Below are 18,876 nucleotides of genomic sequence, written 5' to 3' on the forward strand. Positions count from 1 at the left end.
TTCAAAAAGGGGATCCCGGGCGTCGCATACTTCTTCAACCCTTCCAGATTCAGCTCGACCCCGATACCCGGCTTATCCGATACCACCAGAAATCCCTTTTCAATAAAAGGCTTGTCATACGTTACGATCTCCTTCCATTTCGGCTCGGTATCGCTCAACGTCTGCCATTCGAGGATATGAAAATTCGGGACGGACGCGCAGACATGGGCAGTCGCCATCGCGCCAAGAAATGACCCCACCATATGCGGCGAAAACGGCGTATAGTACAAATTGGCCAGATTGGCGATGCGCTGCCCCTCACCCAGCCCCCCGCATTTCTGCAGGTCCGGCATGATGATATCGATCGCGGCCTGCTCCAGTATACGCGTGTACCCATAGCCGAGATAAAAATTTTCACCGCCGCAGATAGGCGTACTGGTCTCCTGCGTGATCGTCTTGTACACATCGATATTATCCGCGGGCACCGGCTCCTCCAGCCACATAAGATTCAGCGGCTCCATCATCTTCGCTACCTTCCTTCCCGTCGGCGCATCGTACCGGCCGTGCATGTCCACGCAAATATCGATATGCGGCCCTACCGCCTTGCGAACCGCGGCGATCGCGTCGAACATCCGCTCCAGCTCGGCATTGCTGGCCGTCCAGTTGTACCGGTCGAACTTATTTGGATCCGTCGCCGAATCGATATCGAACTTGACCGCAGTATATCCACTGGCGACCGCCTGCATCCCCGCGTTGGCATAATCCTCCGGCCTGGGGTTCCTGACCGCATATAATTCCGTGTCACAATATACCCTCACCCTGTCGCGGAACTTCCCTCCCAACAACTGGTGTACCGGCAATCCCAGCGCCTTTCCACACAGATCCCATAACGCGGCATCAAAGGCGCTCAGCACGGCCACATACACACCCGACTGCGCGCCGCCAAAGAATGCACCCTTACGGAACTCCTCAAAGATCCGGTTGGGAGTCAGCGGACTTCTCCCTTTCAGTCTCCGGCCCAGCTGCTGAACCAGAAAATAGGTTCCACCCACTGCATCTACTGCCTCCCCGGAACCCCAGATATCCTGGTTGGTAAAAATCTTTACAAATAACCCTCCTCCCGAATATCCACACTTGACGTCTGTAATTTTCAGGTCGGAAGGACTGGAATGCCGGGGCGTCCTTTCGAGCGAACGTTCAAGCCCCTGACCAAAACTGCTGCTTATTGCAGCGAACGGTGATATGGCAGCCGCAATCGCAGCTTTACTTAGGAAAGATCTTCTTGTACTGGACATCTGATTGACTATTTTTTTATGGTTAAGGCGCTAAATCGTTTTTACCAGGTCCTCTCCTTGAGGTATTCCCTGATTTCTTCTTTACCTACCGGCAGCTCATTGATATGGTCGTTCAACCACCTCGAAAAATCTTTTTCGATCTCGTCCGACCAACGGGCATCGATCTGGCCGGCCGTGTACTTACCTTCCCTCAGACGAAGGTGGCCGAACTGATCCCGCAATCTCACGATCTCCGAGGTCTTCACCACCCGTTCCGCCAGCTGAGGAGGAATAAAAACCACCACTCCCGTCTTGCCCAGCACGACATCACCCGGCATAACGGTCACCGCCCGTATCCGCGTTGGGTGATTGATCCCCACGATCATCGTCGTCAGATCCTGATTTCTTCCCGCACCGGGGTTATGATAAGACGGATCATAACTGGTATAATACGAAGTAAACCCGCCGATCTCCTTCAGACCCTCCAGGTCTCTGATCGCTCCGTCATACACGATACCGTTGCCCGTCCTGGCATAGATCGCATTACCGACATTGTCACCGATCGTCGGCCCATTCCTTTTCGCACCGAACTGGTCGGCCACATAAACATCCCCCTTCACCAGCATTTCCACCGCCCAGACATTCTGCGCTCTCCGACCCTGCTTCTTACCCAGCGAATCGATCGCCTTCCAGACATCCGGACGCCCAGGCATAAAGGTTGCAGTCACAGCGCGTCCTACCAATACGCTGTCGGGATTGATGACCTGCCAGTCCTCCGCCACCTGATAGCCGTAACCCGCATTCTTCATGGTGGCCCAGGCCTCTTCTACACTGACCGCCTTCATCCTGCGGATAATATCGTCGCTGACTTTCGGCCTCCCGTCGGCAAATCGCTCCCCGGTCCATTCCGGCGTGAGCGCGATCAATTCATCCTTACTGATCTGCACCTGCTGGGCCCTGGAAGACAGAAAGACACACAAAGCAATCGCAAGCGCGAAAGAATAGTTGATCATGATATGTTAGATTATTAGAGTTCCCGGAAGAGAGTGACCGGCGTCTATAAAGGAAGGGAATTTATTCCAGAAACATTTACACTATTCAACAAAGTTCCATAGTGGAAGTTTTTTGTCTGAATGACACTTATTTTGCACCATCGCATAACTCCAGTGGACCCCAACTAGTCCCGCGAATCTGTTTATACAAAACGACTTGCATTATGAAAAAACATCGCCAACTGACCTGCCAACGGTATCTGATCAGCTATTTATTGTCCTTCCTTCTCCTCTGCATCACCGCCAGAGCGCAAGCCCAGACACTCACGGGAACCGTCCTGAACGACGAAAAAAACCTGTCGCCGGCGCAACCGTGACCATCAAAGGTACCTCCAGGTCTACCATCACCAACAATGCGGGGCATTTCAGCATCCAGGGCGCAGCCAATGACATCGTCGTCGTCAGCCATATCGGTTTTGCGACAATAGAGACCGGCGTTGAAGGAAGAACCAACATTACCATTGACCTGGCGAGAGGCAGCCGGAAAGAGCTCGACGTCATCATCGTCACCGCACTCGGCATAAAAAAACAGGAAAGAAAACTCGGCTATGCCGCCACCTCGGTAAAAACAGACGAACTCGTCACCAACAGGACAACGAATATCGGAGAATCCCTCGAAGGCAGAGTGGCAGGCCTGAATATCACGCCCCCGCCGCAGGCGCCGGCTCCAGTACACAGATCCGCCTGCGCGGACAGGTGGGATTCTCCGGATCGACCAACTCACCCCTTCTCGTAGTCAACGGACTTCCCATGGACCAGGGCGCCAGAGGCGCCGACGGCGGCGGCAACCAGCGCGACCAGGGCGACAATCTCCAGACCATCAACCCCGACGATATCGAAAGCATGACCGTACTGAAAGGATCGACCGCATCCGCATTATACGGATCACGGGCGGCGGCAGGCGCCATCATCATCACGACAAAGTCCGGTTCTAAAAATTCAGGTATAGGCGTCGAATATACCTCCAGCTATACCCTGCAAAGGGCCCTGAATTACATGGACCAGTTCCAGACCGTATACGGGGAAGGCACGGGAGGACAAAGACCAACCTCACAGGCATCCGCCGCCGGCAACGGCCAGTTCGGATGGGGGGCGAAGCTGGATGGCGCACCGACACCGATCTTCGACGGCAGCCTCCAGCCCTATTCCGCCTACCAGAACAGACTTTTCGACTACTTTCAGACAGGAGCCAATTTTACCAATACGGTCGCCCTTTCCGGAGGCGGACCAAAAGGCAGCTTCCGCGTCTCGCTGGCCAATTCGGACGCAAAAGGCATCGAACCAAGAGACGAATACAAAAAGAAGATCTTCAATCTGGGTATCAACCAGAACATCACCGACAAACTCAAACTTGCCCTCAATATCAACTGGGCCAACGAGATCCAGAGCAATCCGCCGCAGGTCGGCACACAGGGAGCCGGTTCCGTCAACTTCTTTACCCGCCTCGCCCTCTCGACCCCTACATCGGCCCTCAAAAATAGCGCCGTCAACCCCGCCAACGGCACGGAAATGCAGACCTCGGGATTCCAGGGAACCGTCCTCAATCCCTACTACGCCAATCAGGCCGGCCAGAACTGGGTCAACAACAGAGACCGGATCCTCGGTACCGCCACCCTTCGGTATGACTTCACCGACTGGTTATTCCTTCAGGGCAGATACAACTACAACTATTCGGTCAACAACAACGAATTTCATGTACCATACGGCGTCGGCACCAGCGTACCCACCAACGCGGACGGCACCTATAAAGGCTCCTACAGTATATCTGAGGCCAAAAGCACCGAAGTCAACGCGGACTTCCTCGTAGGCGCCAGCAAAGAGTATAAGAATTTCTCCTTCGACGTCAGCGCCGGCGGCAATACCTTCACCTCCGAAGGCAATAACCTCACCGGCACCTCCGCCAATTTCGTCGTCAAAGACCTCTATTCGCTCGCCAATGGCAACGTCAAGACCCAGACCTATACCTACGGCAAAAGCCGGGTCAACTCCCTCTATGGCCTGGCCGAAGTTGGGTTCAAACGTCTTCTATACATCAACGTCACAGGCAGGGAAGACTGGTTCTCCGTCTATAATCCCCGCAACAACCACGTCTTTTACCCATCGGTATCCGGTAGTTTCATCTTCTCTCAGTTATTGCCAAACATCACATGGCTGAACTTTGGCAAACTCAGAGTTGCCGGCTCGAAGACCGGCAGCGCCAACGGCGTCAGCAACTACGAAGGCCTGCTGAACTATACCATCGCCCCGAATCCCTTCAACGGGCAGACCACGGCGACGATCACCGGATCGAACGCGCCGAATGCCTCCCTAACGCCATTCAGAACAGACGAAAAAGAAATAGGCCTCGAACTGCGGATGTTCAACAACCGCCTGCACCTCGACGTATCGGCATTCAGAAAAGTAACCACCGACCAGGTATTGCCCGTCACGCTTTCCAACACCTCAGGCTATACCAACTCCAAGGCCAACCTGGCCTCGCTGAGGAACAGCGGTCTCGAGACCCTGCTCGAATTCACCCTGGTCAGGACCACCCGATTCAGCTGGACCAGCTCATGGAACAACTCCTACCTCTCCACAAAAGTGCTGGCTATTTCACCGGGCGTCAACGACTTCCTCCTGCTCTATTTCAATGGTACCGGCAACGAGTTCCTCGGACAGATCCACTATACCACAGGGTTGCCCATGAACCAGCTCTACACAAGAACCTACCTCAGGGATGACAAGAACAATATCCTGGTCAGTCCCGCCGGCCGTCTTCTCGCAACCGCCGACTACCGGCCCGTTGGCAGCGCCATCCCCAAATTTACCGGCGGATGGACCAACTACTTCACCTACAGGAACCTCAGCCTCGGGGTTTTCATAGACTACAAATTCGGCGGAAAAGTAATGTCTTCCACCGCCCTCAACACCCTGAGACAGGGGCTGTCAAAAGCTTCACTGGTAGGTCGCCGTGACGGGGAGAACGGAATTATATTTCCGGGCATCAATCAGGGCACGGGCCAGCCAAACACAGTCGCAGTCACCGACCTGCAGGGCTTCTACGCCGACTACCGCAATCTTCAGATCGGCGACCCCTTCGTCTTCAAATCCGATTTCGTCAAGCTCAGAAGCATTTCCATCAGCTATAATTTCACCGATCTCGTGAAGAAAGCCAGCTACCTCAAGTTCTTCAAGGGTCTTAGCCTGTCCGGCGCGGTACGCAACGTGGCGATACTTCACAAGGACCTTCCCGGTCTCGACCCCGAAGCAGTCCAGTCCTCCGGCGACATCAGAACAGGCTATGAGAATTCCTCTCTGCCGACGACACGCAGTTTCAACCTCAGCTTAAACGTAAAGTTCTAACCATGACAAAAACATTCAGCATATCCATCTTCATAGGCGCCATCCTCCTTTCCACCGGATGCGACAAGAATTTCCAAAAGATCAACACGGACCCATACGCCGTAACGACCATCGATCCGGCGCTGCTGTTTGCAGGTGCGGAACGCACCTTCACCGGGGCAGGCTGGGAGACCGAGAATACCATCGTCCAGCAGTTTGTCAATCCCTTCAACGCCGGCGCAACCCTCGGCCCAAATTTCAATGCGGACATCGACAACTTCAACAACGGTAGATGGGACGCCTCCTACACCGGCTCGGCGCCGCTCAACAACCCCGTGACCGGCGGGATCAAAAGCCTGGTCCAGGCAATGGCGATTCTGAAAGGAACCACGACCTCGGTCAATCTGCTGAGCATGATCCGCATCTGGAAGGCCCAGGCCTTCATGGGACTCGTGGACGAATACGGCAATGTTCCCTACTTCGACGCCGGAAAGGCGTACACGGATAATATTTTTTACCCGAAATATGACGACGCCGCGGCCATCTACGCCGACCTCGAGAAAGAGATCAGGGAGGCCACCAACGCCCTGAATCCCGGGGGCGACTATGTCTCCGCCGACCTCTTCTTCGGAAAAAATGCAGCCGTTCCGATCACCTCCGCCGCTACGCAAGTCGCAAAATGGAAAAAACTCGGCTTCTCCCTGCTGCTACGGCTAGGCATGCGCTATTCGAAAACCAATGCCGCAAAAGCCCAGTCGCTCGCGGCCGAAGCTTTTACCGGAGGGGTAATGGCTTCCAATGCCGACAATGTATACGTAAAATATGACGGCACCATCGCAACCAATGTCCTGAACGTCGGTTTGGTCAATAACAATCCCCGTTTTTACTATGCTGCTGAACCATTCGTTAACCAGCTGAAGTCGACCAACGACCCCCGCAGCCCCTTCATCCTTGCCAAATTCGCAGACCCGAACAACCCGCTCGCCGACCCCAATCCCGACCTTCTCGCCGCCGACCAGTACGGTGTACCCGTAGGCGTGATCAGCGACGCGTTGGCCAATCCGCCCTATCGCGGCACCAGGGGCGGCGGCTACAACTACTCACAGCTCAACGTCAAATGCGTCGCGTCCCAAACCGCCCCCACCTTCTGGGTCACCTATGCCCAGACCTCCCTGCTGCTGGCCGAAGCCGCCAAAAGAGGTTGGATAGCAGGCGGCGACGCGGCGGCGCAAACTTATTATGAAAGCGGGATCACGGCGGACATGGACACCTATGCGATCTATCCCGGCGGAGGCACAGTATCCGCCCCCGCAAAAACCACCTATCTTACCGATCCCGCCGTGGCCTACAACGCAGCCAATGCCCTGCAACAAATTAACACCCAATACTGGATCGCCAGCCTCACCAACGGCACGGAAGCATGGTGTAATTTCCGGCGGTCCGGCTACCCCGCCCTGAGCCCCAATCTCGCCAACAACAACCTCGGCGGCGGATTCATTCATAGGCTGTCCTATCCCGACTACGAGCTGTCCAATAACAAGACCAATTACCTCGCCGCCGTTCAGGCGATGGGTGGACAGGACAACCTGACAGCAAGAGTATTCTGGGACAAGTAGCAGATATGTTCATTGCAGCTTTTCGTGCGCAGGAAACCCGTAACTTCTGTTACGGGTTTATCATTTTATCGAGGTACTCCGTCAATTGCGATGCCACCCCGTCAATCTCTGGACACAGCTTCGTATATTCATGCTGTAAAAATAAACCCTTGAAAAAAACATTCCTCGGTCTGTTGCTGACGGCAGCCAATTTCGGCGCCATAGCACAGCCAACGATCGTTAAATATTTAAGCGGCACGGATAAAGACCACACGGTAGCCTGGGACTTCTATTGCACAGGAGGAAGGAACAGCGGCAAATGGACAAAGATCCCGGTTCCTTCCAATTGGGAACTGCAGGGCTTCGGCGAATACAACTACGGACACGACAAGTCCAAGTCCAACGAACAGGGAATTTACAGGCATAATTTCATTTCCGGCAACTGGAAAGGAAAACGCATCTTCATCGTCTTCGAAGGGTCCATGACCGATACAAAGGTCATGCTCAATGGTTCGCAGGCAGGCCCCGTACACCAGGGCAGCTTCTACCGGTTCAAATATGATATAACAGACCTGGTAAAACCAAAAGGAACAAACCTGCTGGAAGTGACAGTCGACAAAACGTCCGCCAACGAATCCGTAAACGACGCGGAAAGACGCAACAGTGATTTCTGGGTCTTTGGCGGCATTTTTCGTCCGGTGTATTTAGAGATCGTACCGGAAACTTTCATAGACAGACTGGCTATCGATGCAAAAGCCGACGGCTCCTTCGCCATGAACGTATATCCGCAACACCTGCAAGGCGGAGAAACGATCGAGGCACAGGTACAGACGCCCGGCGGTATCAGCATAGGCAGGGTTTTCACCGCAGCAGCCGACTCGGGCAGACTGAATGCCCGGTTCGTCTACCCTTTATTGTGGAATGCCGAGTCCCCACATCTATACCAGGTACTCGTGAGCCTCAAACGAAAAGGCCAGGTAATCCACCAGATCCGGCAACGATTTGGCTTTCGGACGGTCGAGTTCCGCCAACACGACGGCATCTATGTCAATGGCGCAAAAATTATACTAAAAGGCTGCGACCGTCATAGCTTCTGGCCCGAGACCGGCCGTACACTCAGCAGGGACGTTCACCTGACGGACGTAAAGTTGATGAAAGAAATGAACATGAATGCCGTTCGCATGTCCCACTACCCTCCCGATCAGGCCTTCCTCGATATATGCGATTCTCTGGGCCTGTATGTACTGGACGAATTGACCGGCTGGCAGGCAAAATACGACACGATCGTCGGGCGTCGGCTGGTTAAGGAATTGGTAATAAGGGATGTCAACCACCCGTCGGTCGTGGCCTGGGACAACGGCAATGAAGGCGGCTGGAACAGAGCGCTGGACCAGGACTATGCACTGTATGATCCCCAGGATCGCATAGTCCTGCATCCATGGGAAAAATTCAACGGTACCGATACCAAACACTATCCCGACTATAATTACGTCTCCAAAGTCGTCGCCACCGGACAGGACATCTTTTTCCCCACCGAATTCATGCACGGATTGTACGACGGCGGCGCGGGCGCGGCACTGGACGACTTCTGGAGCCTGATGATGCAGTACCCCCATGCCGGAGGCGGCTTTATATGGGCTCTGCTCGATGAGGCCGTCATCCGAACGGATAAGAACAACAGCTACGACGCGGACGGCAACCACGGGCCGGATGGCATAGTCGGACCGCACAGGGAAAAAGAAGCCAGTTTTTACACCATCAAAGAGATCTGGAGTCCCGTACAGATCCTGCTGGACGCCATAGAGCCGGGATTCACGGGCCAGATACCCGTCGGGAACCGCTACGCCTTTACAAATCTCAGCCAGTGCACTTTTAAATGGCAGCTGGTAAAATTTCCCGGCCCCAGGCTATCGGATCCGAACCCCATCGTCACATCGGGTGGCATCCTGAAAACCGTCGACATCAAACCTTCGGAAAAAGGCTTGCTGAACATACCATTGCCCGGGTCCTGGAGAAACAATGACGCACTGTATTTGACGGCATACGGACCGGACAAAAAGAGATCTTTACCTGGAGCTGGAAGACCCCGGGTCAACCCGCCGGGCTCCCCACAACAACAACCATCGGGCCCCCGGCAACAGCAAAAGGCGCGATCACAACCGGAGAAGACGCATCCTCACTACGGATCCAATGCGATCACATCGTATACCATTTCAGTAAAACCACCGGCTATTTACAAAAGATTGTAAAGGCGGGAGGAACCATTTCATTGTCCGGCGGACCCGCACTGGCGGGAGGCAAAGACAGTCTGGCGAACTTCAGTCACAGGGGCGGCGGCGAAGGAACACAGTTCGTCGAAGCAGACTATCGGGGAGCCGCGTCTTTCCATGTAAAATGGACGTTCCGGCCCGGCCGTCCCGTCGAACTGGCCTGGCAGTATACCCAAACAGAGCCCGCGGACTTTATGGGCATCACATTCGACTATCCCGAAGACAAGATCACCGGTATGAAATGGCTGGGGCGCGGACCATACCGTGTCTGGAAAAACAGGCTGAAAGGACAAAAACTCGGCGTCTGGTACAAAGCGTACAATAACTCGGTCACAGGCGAGACCTGGAACTATCCCGAATTCAAAGGCTATCATGCGGAGGTCTACTGGGTCACGATCGGAAATAAAGAATCACCATTCACCATCTACATGGAAGATGCTCCCAAATATTTCCAGATGCTGCGCCCCGCCAGGGAAAAAGCCGCATTGTCAAATAACAACGTAGAGCCGGCCTTCCCCGAAGGCTCCATCGGCATCCTGGACGGCATCAGCGCCATCGGCACCAAATTCCAGCGCGCCGGGGTCATGGGCCCGCAAAGCCAGAAAAACCAACCGTCCGGCAAGCCCATCACAGGAAAAATTTGGTTTAATTTCAGTCAATAGAGGCGATTGACGCCCGGTACGGACGTACCGATGCTAAAAGAACACCCCCACCTTTACCTTCGCAAACAAGGGCACACCCGGCGTGAAGCTGATCCCATCCACCGGCGCTGCCTCTCCCCGCATCCGAGAATTTGTTTCAAACTGCGCCTCCCTCCATTTCCTATTCAGCAAATTCTGCACCTCCAGCCCCACCTCCCATTTCGACCGGGAATAGTTAGCGGTAAGATCAGTAACAAAATATCCCTGCGCCGTCAGCGAATTGTCCGCACTGGCCGGCCGGTCTTTCATATAACGATAGCTCAGCCCTCCGCTGATCCCATTGCGCAGCCGGAAGTCCAGACCACCTGTGCTGGACAAAGGCACCGCCAGCGGAAGATAGTCCTGCCCTTTCACCGCATCCCGGTCCCTCGCCCGGCAATAGTTGACGTCGAAATTCGCAAATAGCCATGGCGTCAGCTCGATAGCGCAGGGAAAGATCGACGCCCTGACGTCGCGTCCTGTCGCCAGGCTCCGTCGTCCCCTCGTCCGCATCATACACAAATTCCTGTTGCAGATACAGCGTCCAGACAGCCGCATTCACGATCAATCCGGACATAGGCTTCCAATTCAATCCCAGATCCGCCCCATACGCAGCAGGCACCACATCCAACCCACGGTTGACTACCACCACCCTCGCATCGTTGGAATGAAAACCTTTTCCCATTTTCATATACAGCTGTAGCGACTGGCTGTAGGTGTACGAAACATTCAGCTTCGGGCTCACAACTACCTTTTCCCTTGCAGGCGCCCCCAAACCCGTCAACTCCCTATAGCCAAATCGGAGCCAGTCCACCCGGCCTCCCACATTCACCAGCCACCTGTCCCAATGATAATTCTCGTCCAGCCACGCATTCAACGCATACTCCCGTGGCTTCCCCGCCTGCAGCGTGTCCAGCACATCGTCCTGCCTAACAGTATGACTCAGATCGCTAAGCGCGAACCAGTTGCCCTGACCGCCGACGCCGGCGGAAGACAGCAGGTCCCCGCCCGCGGCAAAATAGTCATGCCGCATAATCCTCCCCGTATAGCCCGCCAGATCGCGCCTTTCCCGCTGCCTCAGCTGATCCCCGTTGATACTATCCTCTGCAAAAAACGTCGGATCATAATGCAGGCCAAAATAATAGTGGGAATACCAGGCCCGGTTCTCCAGCAGCCAGCCCCCGCCCAACTCCGTCTTCAGTCGTAAAATACCCGAAGTACGCCCCGTGCTGCCGCCACTGGGCGCTGTCGATATAACCAAACCGTCCGATCATCCCCGCATCCACCGCGCGCTCCGGGATCTCCCCCGACGACCGCCACCGGCTTTCGAAAGTCGAAACCGTCGCCGTCAGCTTCGTCCGCGCCGAAAGACTAAAACTATATTTCCCAAAAAGATTCAGCCTCCGCATATGCTGCGCCCGGTCAAAAGGCCCGTCCGTATAAAGGCTTCACCCGCCACATAACCCCCATCGAGCCTCACCTTCGCCAGCACACGGCCCGTATTGAATTGCCCGCCCTCTAATTTCACCTCACTTTTGTCCAGGACATCATAGGTCCTGAACCCCACATAACCCGCCGTAGTGAAATCGCCATATTCCGCATAATAAGGCCCCTTGCCATAGTCATATTTAGCCACCAGCTCGGGTATCAGAAAATGCAGGTCGGCAAAACCCTGTCCGTGGATATGCGAAACCAGATTGACCGGCATCCCATCCACCGACACGTTCACATCCGTGCCGTGGTCCGCGTCAAATCCCCGGTAAAAAATATGCTCCGCCAGGCCGCCCCCCTGGTGCTGCCCAAGAAAAAGACCCGGCACCAGCCGCATCAGGTCCTGCGCCGAATTTACCGGCCGCAGATACAGATCCACCTGACTGATCGTATGAAATGAGGCATTAGGTGCAGGGACGATAGTCACCGACTTCAGATCCAATCCCTGCCGCCCAAGCGCCAGTTCCATACCATGCTGGCAGACCCCACCGCGACAACAGGCCGGATCGTCACAACACTCCGCCACACAGACACAAACCGCGCGATACCCGACATAAGAGACCTCCAGAGAATCACCACTCCCATGCACCGGCAGCGGAAACCGCCCATCCCGGTCCGTCAGAGCGCTTCCTCCCGTCCGATCCCTCACCTCCGCAAATTCCAGCGGCTCCTTCGTATCCCTGTCTACTACCCGCCCATGAACCATCGTCTGCGCACTCGATAACAGGCACCCGACGGTCAGCAAAACCGTAATAAAAAGATATTTCATGGTTTTGATTATTACTGACCGGCACCCTTTGCCACCAGGGAAAGCGCCACTGGGGAAAAGAATATTGTTCTCGAGATGAATATGCTGCTGCAGGCTCAGGTCGAACTCTTTCAGCTTCGCGTAGAGAAAACAATAAGAATTGCAGGCGTCCTGCGGCGGAGTGTAATTATTGGTCAGCTGACGGAAAAGCCCCAGTGCTTTGCCCGACCCCGTATGCTCCTCCTCTAATTGCTCTATGGCATGCCTTACAAAATTAAGATTGACATCGCTCGCACCGCCACCCGCATCCGTCAGCCGCCTGATCCCTGGGAACAATACCCCCTCTTCCTTATCCAGATGCTCCAGCAGATCCTGCGCCTCGCTCCTGATGGCCATATCCAATTGCCGCAGTTCCGGGTGTACATCCCCATGATGCCCCGCTATCTTCCGGCCATACGCCAACAGCACCGGCAGGACCTCCCGGACATAACGATGATGGGTGTCCACTATCTCGTCGATCAGTCGGTCCGTCGTCCATCGTGAAAGATCAGGCAAAGATGAAGCCCCCTCCAATTCCGCCGCCTCAAGCGCCGACCGCAGCTCTCCCTCGGAGATGCCCGCCAGTCGCGCTGCTTCGGCCAACGTCTGACCACCTCCACAGCAAAAATCGATACCGTATTTCTGAAATACATCCGCCTTGCGGTAGTCCTGTGCGGCCAGTTCACCGACCAGACAGGTTTCATTCCCGTTGCTCATATTGATTTTGTTTAAAGATCCTTGTGATTGAAACGCCTCACCGCAAGCCACAAAGGCATACCCATCCACACCAGCAGGATGCCAAATCCGATCAGCATCCCGCCCCCGCTCCCAAAAAACGACTTGAAAACTGCTCCCGTGTACCCCATCATCGCCGAACTGTCCATCCGAAGCAACAGGATGATACGGCCCAGGTCTATCGGATTCAGCGCCCCAAGGACGATCGCCGGCTTCTCCAGCGGATAGTCGCTCAACTGAAACAGCAAAAAGAGGACTAGCCCGTCGTACAGCAGCGAAAAATAGAACCAGGCCAGAATAGCAACTCCTATTCCCCTTGCCTTGTCCCGCATCAGCACCGACCCCAGCACGGCCAGCGCCGAAAAGATCACCGTCAGCGCCGCCCCCACCAGCACCAGCAGCAACGCCGTCACCGACCGGTAGAAAACCAGCAGCGGCAGCCCCACCCCCAGCCCGAACGCGATCAGCAACGAACAGGCCAGCCCGGTATAAATACTCAGCAGAATGCGGTTCCGCTTTAGCGGCTGACAAACCAGCAGCTCTACGAACTCCGCCGAATTGTAATAGTAGATCGTCGAAAAAATGATGCTCACCAGCGGCAACACGATCAGAATGATATTCAGCAGACTCAGCAGCGCCTTCGTGCTGTTGTCTTCGAGACACAGCAGCGTCAACGATATCGCGAGCAGAAGTACAGTATAACTGACCAGTATCCTGTTCCGCAGGATATCCAGCACGACATATTTGATAATTTTTTTCATACCACCATTGAATTTTCCATGAAGACAGCGATCGCCCTCACCAATTTCTGTTCCCCCGTGTCTTTCTGCAACTGGGCAAGGCTCTTGTGAAAACGAACCCTCCCATCCTGCAGATAGACCACCTCCCCGACAAGATCATCCAGCTCTGACAGGATATGGGAAGTGATCAGCACCAGCTTGCCCCTGGCGGTCTCCGCGGCAATTTTATTCTTCAGTATCCCCGAAGCCACCGGATCCAGCCCGGCAGTCGGCTCGTCAAGGACCAGCACGGAAGGATTGAATAAAAAGGCCAGACAGGCGCTCACCTTCTGCCGCGTCCCGCCGGACAAAGTCCGCATCCGCTTATCGGATATCCGCCGCAGACCGAATGCATCGACAAGCTCTTCGTCGACGGCCTCACCGCCGCCGCGGATATCCTTCATCATCGAGAACACCTGCGCTATCGTCATATTTTCGGGATATCGTCCTATCTGCGGCATATAGCCTATATCGGCACGATACGTCCAGTCCCGGACTATCTTCTTTCCCCGGAATAATATATCCCCGCTGTCCGGCACCACCATACCAAGCAGACACTTGATCAGCGTCGTCTTTCCGCTGCCGTTCGGGCCGATCAGCGCAACGCTCGTCCCTTCCTGGAAATGCAGGTTTACACGGTCAAGGGCCTGCAGCCGGCCGAACCGTTTATCTATATCTTCAAACTGTATCATAAAGACAATGGTTTCATACATGGTGAATGGTCCACGAGGTCTGCCGGCGTGATACCCGGCACGACTTTTTCCGTCCGGTCCAGCAGGCTTACTATGAAGCTGTGGTAGAGCATCATCACCGCCGGGTTCTTTTCCGCTACCATCGCGTAGAGGCTTACGGGATGATAAGGCACGTCCCCATATCCGTCCCTGTTCAGGTCATATCCCTCGTACTTATCCCAGTAGTTGCGGTCGAACACATTCAATACCAGCGATCCATTGGTTGCTATGTCGAAAGTATTACCCTGAAAATTATTCCGCGTGATCGTATCGGCCGAACAGCTGGCCTGTACCTTCAGCGCCCAGCCATTCCCCGAAAAAATATTCCGCACCACCTGCACCCGTGTCGTCCCCTCCATGTAAATGGCGATAGTATTATGAACGAACCGGCTGGACTCGATCCGGCTGTCCGTGATCTCCTTGAGCAGGATGCCATAGGCGCCGCCGCCCTGATTGTCGGCAAACAGATTTCCCCTCATATTAACCCCATGCGAGAACATCACCGACACCCCTGCCTCATTGTGCTCGAACGCATTGTTCTCATACCGGTCATTATGCGAGAACATGAAATGCAGACCATACCGTACATTGTAACAGCTGTGATTTCCGCTGATCAGCGAATTGGTCACGAACTCGAAATAGATGCCGTCCCGGTGCCGCGTGACCGTATTGTTGATCAGGTGCATGGCGTTACAGTGCCAGCAATGGATACCATTCCCAGACTGTACCTGGTCCCCGGCCCTTGACCGGAGCATATTCCCTTCCAGCACACAACTGTCCGAATTCTGACAGTACAATCCGAAAAAAGTATCTTCAAGCACATTGCCACGGATCGTGACATGCTTCACCGACACAAGACGAATACCGGCCAGGTCGTTCCAGTCGGAATAGCCCGAGTGGCGGACCACAAACCCTTCTATCGTCACCCCGTTGGCATTTATCGTCACCAGCTTCATACCGGCGCTCTCCATCGAGAACCGGTCGCCCGATCCCCTTCAGATAGATCGCCTTGCCGATGACCAGCCCCTTTTCAAAATAAACTCCGGCATCCACCTCTACAGTATCCCCCGGGAAGCCAGCCCCACGGCCTGCCCCACCGAGACCAGCGGTCCGCCGGGACGCACTCGCCAGGTCCTGGGAAAACACATCGCCGGCAGCAGCACGAGTAACACTATTGATAAATATCTTTCCATATCAGCAGTTTTCCATTGAATTTCCCCTGATTCATCCGCAGGCTCGCACTATCCGGGAAGGCCGCAATATCGCTGCCCATCGGCGTGTGCAACGCCGGGCTGAACAGCAGATAGGCATCATCGGCCCTGATCCACGCCCCCCAGGTAACTGACGAAATAGACCGCGCCGACATCGCCTTTCGAAGGCAAACCCGCCTTCATCGACTCCACCAGACAGTGCAGGTCATCGAACTTATATACCTTTCCCTTCTTCGTACAGACTTCCCCGCCAAAACGCTTGTCGGTAAAAGACATCTTACAAAAGGAGCAGTCATCCTGTCCGTAGAGGATCGGCTCCGGTCCGGTCTGGCAGCCCTGCAAAAGCAGCACGACCCCAACCAGCGCTACACCCGGAATGACCCTGCCCACTCTTCCCCACCTCTTACGAAGATCAACCACCGCCAGCACCGCCAGCGCCACCCCCACGCCCACAAAGATCCATCCCCCGGTATCCGGAATGGAATATGCCCCGAAATTCAACAGCTGCTTATACCCCAGCAACGGCGGCTGATACGCCATCCCAGGCACCTGTATCGGCGCCTCCGGATTCAGATTATGACCGTAGTTATATTCCCACCGGTAAAAGTCGATCATGGACGTAAACGCGATCAGTACAAATAGTCCCGCCCATCCATAAAAGGCAGCCCGCCGGTTGACCAGCGCCACCAGGAACCCCAGCAGCGCAAATCCGCCGATGATAAAAGGCAATACGACAAATTCCACGAAATCGCGCGTATGCAGCGTGTGCATGCCGATATAGTGGTTCAGACCATTCACGACATCGACATCCCCGCCTATCCGGTTAGCATAGATCTGCAGATTCAGCCCCTCGGGATACTGCGGGGCGGAAAGCTCTATCTTCCAGATCGGAAGATAGAGCACCGCAACCATCGCCAGCGACAGCAGAAAAATTACTCCGCGAAAGGAGGAAGACAATCGCCTTTTCATAACGTTCGGTTTAATTTTTTACGACCGCAGAATCGGCCAGATTCGTACTGAATATCAGGGGCGTATTAGACCCGGCTTTCGACACCCGCACATACCCCTGCATCTCCTGGTGCAGCGCACTGCAAAAATCCGTACAGTATATCGGGAAGACGCCAGGCTCCGTGGGGGTCCACTTCAGCGTGCAGGTCTCCCCGGGCATGATCAGTATCTCCGCATTGGCGGCCCCTTTCACGGCAAATCCATGCGGGATATCCCAGTCCTGTTCGAGATTGGTCACGTGAAAATAGACCTCATCGCCAACCCTGACCCCCTCGATATTATCCGGAACAAAATGCGACCGGATAGCCGTGATATAGACATGCACCTTGTTGCCTTCCCGCACTACCTTCGCCTGTTTCTCACCCTTGCTCGAATAAGGGTTGTCGTTCTCTTCGATCTTATAATATTTCACCGAATTCTTCGAGATCAGATCCGCCGGCAATGCCTGCGCATAGTGGGGCTCTCCCACCGTCGGAAAATCCAGGATCATCTCCATTTTATCCCCCGAAATATCATACAGCTGCGCACTTTGAGCCAATTCCGGACCAGTCGGCAAATACCGGTCCTTCGTTATCTTGTTATACGCGATCAGGTATTTCCCATACGGATGCTTCGAATCACCACCGGGGATACAAAGATGCCCCACCGAATAAAAGGTAGGCTTCCGGTCGATTACTTTCAAATCCTTGATATTCCATTTGACCACTTCCGACGAGACGAAGAAAGATGTATACGCATTTCCTTTACCGTCGAATTCGGTGTGCAACGGACCAAGACCAGGCTTCTGCACTTCTCCGTACAGCGCAGCCTCATACCTGATCACGGGTATCCCGCCATACTCTCCGTCAAACTGCCTGTCCCCGATCGCCTTCTGTATTTTGGTGAAGGAGAACACCGGGATCAATGCCGCTAACTTGCCGCTTCCGACGATATATTCGCCCGAAGGATCCACGTCGCAGCCATGCGGCGACTTGGGGCAGGGGATGAAGTAGACAAAATCCTTCAGCTGCGCGGGATCCAGCACCATCACCTGGTTCTCGGTCGTCGTCTGGGCTGTCTGGGTCTTCTCATTGTAGATATTGTGAATATAGGGCGCCTTACTCGCCGTTCCCTTATGGTCGCGGACATATTCTTCCGCTTTCCTCCAGTTCACGGCCATGATAAAATCTTTATCCCGCTGCGACGCATTCACCTCCAGCAGCGTATGCGCCTGCTCGGTATTATAGCAAGAGAAAAAGAACCAGTCACGACTCGCTCCCTTTCCCGCATGGCTCAGGTCGAAATTTACCCCCGGCAGCAACAACTGGAATGCCAGCGAAAGCCGGCCACTGACCGAATCGACTTTGATGAAACTCACCGTGCCGTGGAAATTCTTCTTATAGGAATTGATTGGCACGTCCTGGTTGTCACCCACCGGAACACTGAACCTCGTGCCCGCAACGATATACTCGGTATTTTCCGTACAGAACGGCGAAGAGTGATTGCCCGCGCTGTTGGGCAGCTCCAGTATCTCTTCCGTTTTGAACGTGGTCAGACTGATACGCGCTACCCGCGGCGTGTTGTTCGCATTCGCAAACAGCCAGCGACCGTCCGGGCTGCCATCCTTCTGGGACAGCTCCAGGTGGTGCTGGTCATCCCATGGTACAAACCCGTGCGAAGTGTTTAGCATCGCCTTCGTCTCCTCACTGTACCCGTATCCGTTCTCGGGGAATACCGAGAATACCGGCACGATCTTGAGCAGACGCCCCGAAGGCAGGCCGTACACCGAAACCTGTCCGTTAAATCCACCCGATACAAAATTGTAGAACTCGTCGTACTTGCCGGGCGCGACATAAGTCTTTTCAGCCGCCCCGGAGGATATCACGTTGGTTTCGTTCTTCGGCTTACAGGATGGGATCGCCATCGATATTCCCCAAAACCCCGCAACCAGCAGAGCCAGTTTTTGATTATACATATTTTTTGA

15 protein-coding genes and 2 pseudogenes are annotated in these 18,876 nt (G+C 54.6%); 6 read left to right on the forward strand and 11 right to left on the reverse strand.

Translation table 11 applies throughout. The features are described from left to right. Nucleotides 1-59: 59 nt before the first annotated feature. Both ACQ86N_RS28715 and ACQ86N_RS28720 read right to left on the reverse strand, forming a co-directional pair. A pseudogene (locus ACQ86N_RS28715) lies at nucleotides 60-1,274 on the reverse strand (mandelate racemase/muconate lactonizing enzyme family protein); the annotation flags it as partial. 41 nt (nucleotides 1,275-1,315) lie between these two features. Next, nucleotides 1,316-2,266, reverse strand: coding sequence for an RraA family protein (locus ACQ86N_RS28720; protein ID WP_431210040.1), 951 nt, complete (start codon nucleotides 2,264-2,266; stop codon nucleotides 1,316-1,318). A 203-nt stretch (nucleotides 2,267-2,469) separates the two neighbouring features. Between ACQ86N_RS28720 and ACQ86N_RS28725 the strand changes: the two genes are divergently transcribed. The 6 genes from ACQ86N_RS28725 (at nucleotide 2,470) to ACQ86N_RS28750 (ending at nucleotide 10,153) form a co-directional block, all read left to right on the forward strand. Next, nucleotides 2,470-2,622, forward strand: a complete 153-nt coding sequence (locus tag ACQ86N_RS28725) for a hypothetical protein (RefSeq protein WP_431210041.1) — start codon at nucleotides 2,470-2,472, stop codon at nucleotides 2,620-2,622. Continuing rightward, nucleotides 2,619-3,041: a hypothetical protein gene (locus ACQ86N_RS28730; RefSeq protein ID WP_431210042.1), complete on the forward strand. Its 423-nt coding sequence runs from the start codon at nucleotides 2,619-2,621 to the stop codon at nucleotides 3,039-3,041. Before ACQ86N_RS28725 ends, ACQ86N_RS28730 begins: the two co-directional genes overlap by 4 nt. Beyond that, nucleotides 3,002-5,647 (forward strand): SusC/RagA family TonB-linked outer membrane protein, encoded by a 2,646-nt coding sequence (locus ACQ86N_RS28735; protein WP_431210043.1) that lies wholly within the window; start codon nucleotides 3,002-3,004, stop codon nucleotides 5,645-5,647. Before ACQ86N_RS28730 ends, ACQ86N_RS28735 begins: the two co-directional genes overlap by 40 nt. A gap of 2 nt (nucleotides 5,648-5,649) precedes the next feature. Next, entirely contained in the window at nucleotides 5,650-7,242 is a 1,593-nt protein-coding gene (locus ACQ86N_RS28740; RefSeq protein ID WP_431210044.1) for a SusD/RagB family nutrient-binding outer membrane lipoprotein, read from the forward strand. A 149-nt stretch (nucleotides 7,243-7,391) separates the two neighbouring features. Beyond that, the gene (locus ACQ86N_RS28745; RefSeq protein WP_431210045.1) at nucleotides 7,392-9,470 is read left to right on the forward strand and encodes a glycoside hydrolase family 2 TIM barrel-domain containing protein; all 2,079 of its coding nucleotides are present in this window, start codon (nucleotides 7,392-7,394) and stop codon (nucleotides 9,468-9,470) included. 20 nt (nucleotides 9,471-9,490) lie between these two features. Further along, nucleotides 9,491-10,153, forward strand: a complete 663-nt coding sequence (locus tag ACQ86N_RS28750) for a hypothetical protein (RefSeq protein ID WP_431210046.1) — start codon at nucleotides 9,491-9,493, stop codon at nucleotides 10,151-10,153. A gap of 33 nt (nucleotides 10,154-10,186) precedes the next feature. On the opposite strand, the gene ACQ86N_RS28755 is transcribed toward ACQ86N_RS28750, so the two are convergent. From ACQ86N_RS28755 to nosZ, 9 genes and pseudogenes are all read right to left on the reverse strand, one after another. Further along, nucleotides 10,187-10,729 (reverse strand): TonB-dependent receptor domain-containing protein, encoded by a 543-nt coding sequence (locus ACQ86N_RS28755; protein WP_431210047.1) that lies wholly within the window; start codon nucleotides 10,727-10,729, stop codon nucleotides 10,187-10,189. Beyond that, nucleotides 10,671-11,432, reverse strand: a pseudogene (locus ACQ86N_RS28760) (TonB-dependent receptor domain-containing protein); the annotation flags it as partial. The gene ACQ86N_RS28755 and the pseudogene ACQ86N_RS28760, both read right to left, overlap by 59 nt. Before the next feature lie 135 nt (nucleotides 11,433-11,567). Beyond that, on the reverse strand, nucleotides 11,568-13,166 hold the full coding sequence (gene ric / locus ACQ86N_RS28765) for an iron-sulfur cluster repair di-iron protein (protein ID WP_431210048.1): 1,599 nt from the start codon (nucleotides 13,164-13,166) through the stop codon (nucleotides 11,568-11,570). Between the two features lie 11 nt (nucleotides 13,167-13,177). Next, the gene (locus tag ACQ86N_RS28770; protein WP_431210049.1) at nucleotides 13,178-13,945 is read right to left on the reverse strand and encodes an ABC transporter permease; all 768 of its coding nucleotides are present in this window, start codon (nucleotides 13,943-13,945) and stop codon (nucleotides 13,178-13,180) included. Next, complete coding sequence (locus tag ACQ86N_RS28775; protein WP_431210050.1) at nucleotides 13,942-14,655, reverse strand: ABC transporter ATP-binding protein; 714 nt, start codon at nucleotides 14,653-14,655, stop codon at nucleotides 13,942-13,944. The genes ACQ86N_RS28770 and ACQ86N_RS28775 overlap by 4 nt, the downstream gene beginning before the upstream one ends. Continuing rightward, entirely contained in the window at nucleotides 14,652-15,665 is a 1,014-nt protein-coding gene (nosD, locus tag ACQ86N_RS28780) for a nitrous oxide reductase family maturation protein NosD (protein WP_431210051.1), read from the reverse strand. The genes ACQ86N_RS28775 and nosD overlap by 4 nt, the downstream gene beginning before the upstream one ends. A gap of 84 nt (nucleotides 15,666-15,749) precedes the next feature. Then, a complete protein-coding gene (locus ACQ86N_RS28785; protein ID WP_431210052.1) occupies nucleotides 15,750-15,887 on the reverse strand; it encodes a hypothetical protein in 138 nt (45 codons plus the stop codon). Between the two features lie 117 nt (nucleotides 15,888-16,004). Then, a complete protein-coding gene (locus ACQ86N_RS28790; RefSeq protein ID WP_431210053.1) occupies nucleotides 16,005-16,874 on the reverse strand; it encodes a nitrous oxide reductase accessory protein NosL in 870 nt (289 codons plus the stop codon). Nucleotides 16,875-16,884: 10 nt separating this feature from the next. Then, complete coding sequence (nosZ, locus tag ACQ86N_RS28795) at nucleotides 16,885-18,867, reverse strand: Sec-dependent nitrous-oxide reductase (protein WP_431210054.1); 1,983 nt, start codon at nucleotides 18,865-18,867, stop codon at nucleotides 16,885-16,887. Nucleotides 18,868-18,876 lie beyond the last annotated feature (9 nt).

It is taken from the genome of Puia sp. P3 (assembly GCF_050632245.1).
Classification (GTDB): domain Bacteria; phylum Bacteroidota; class Bacteroidia; order Chitinophagales; family Chitinophagaceae; genus Puia.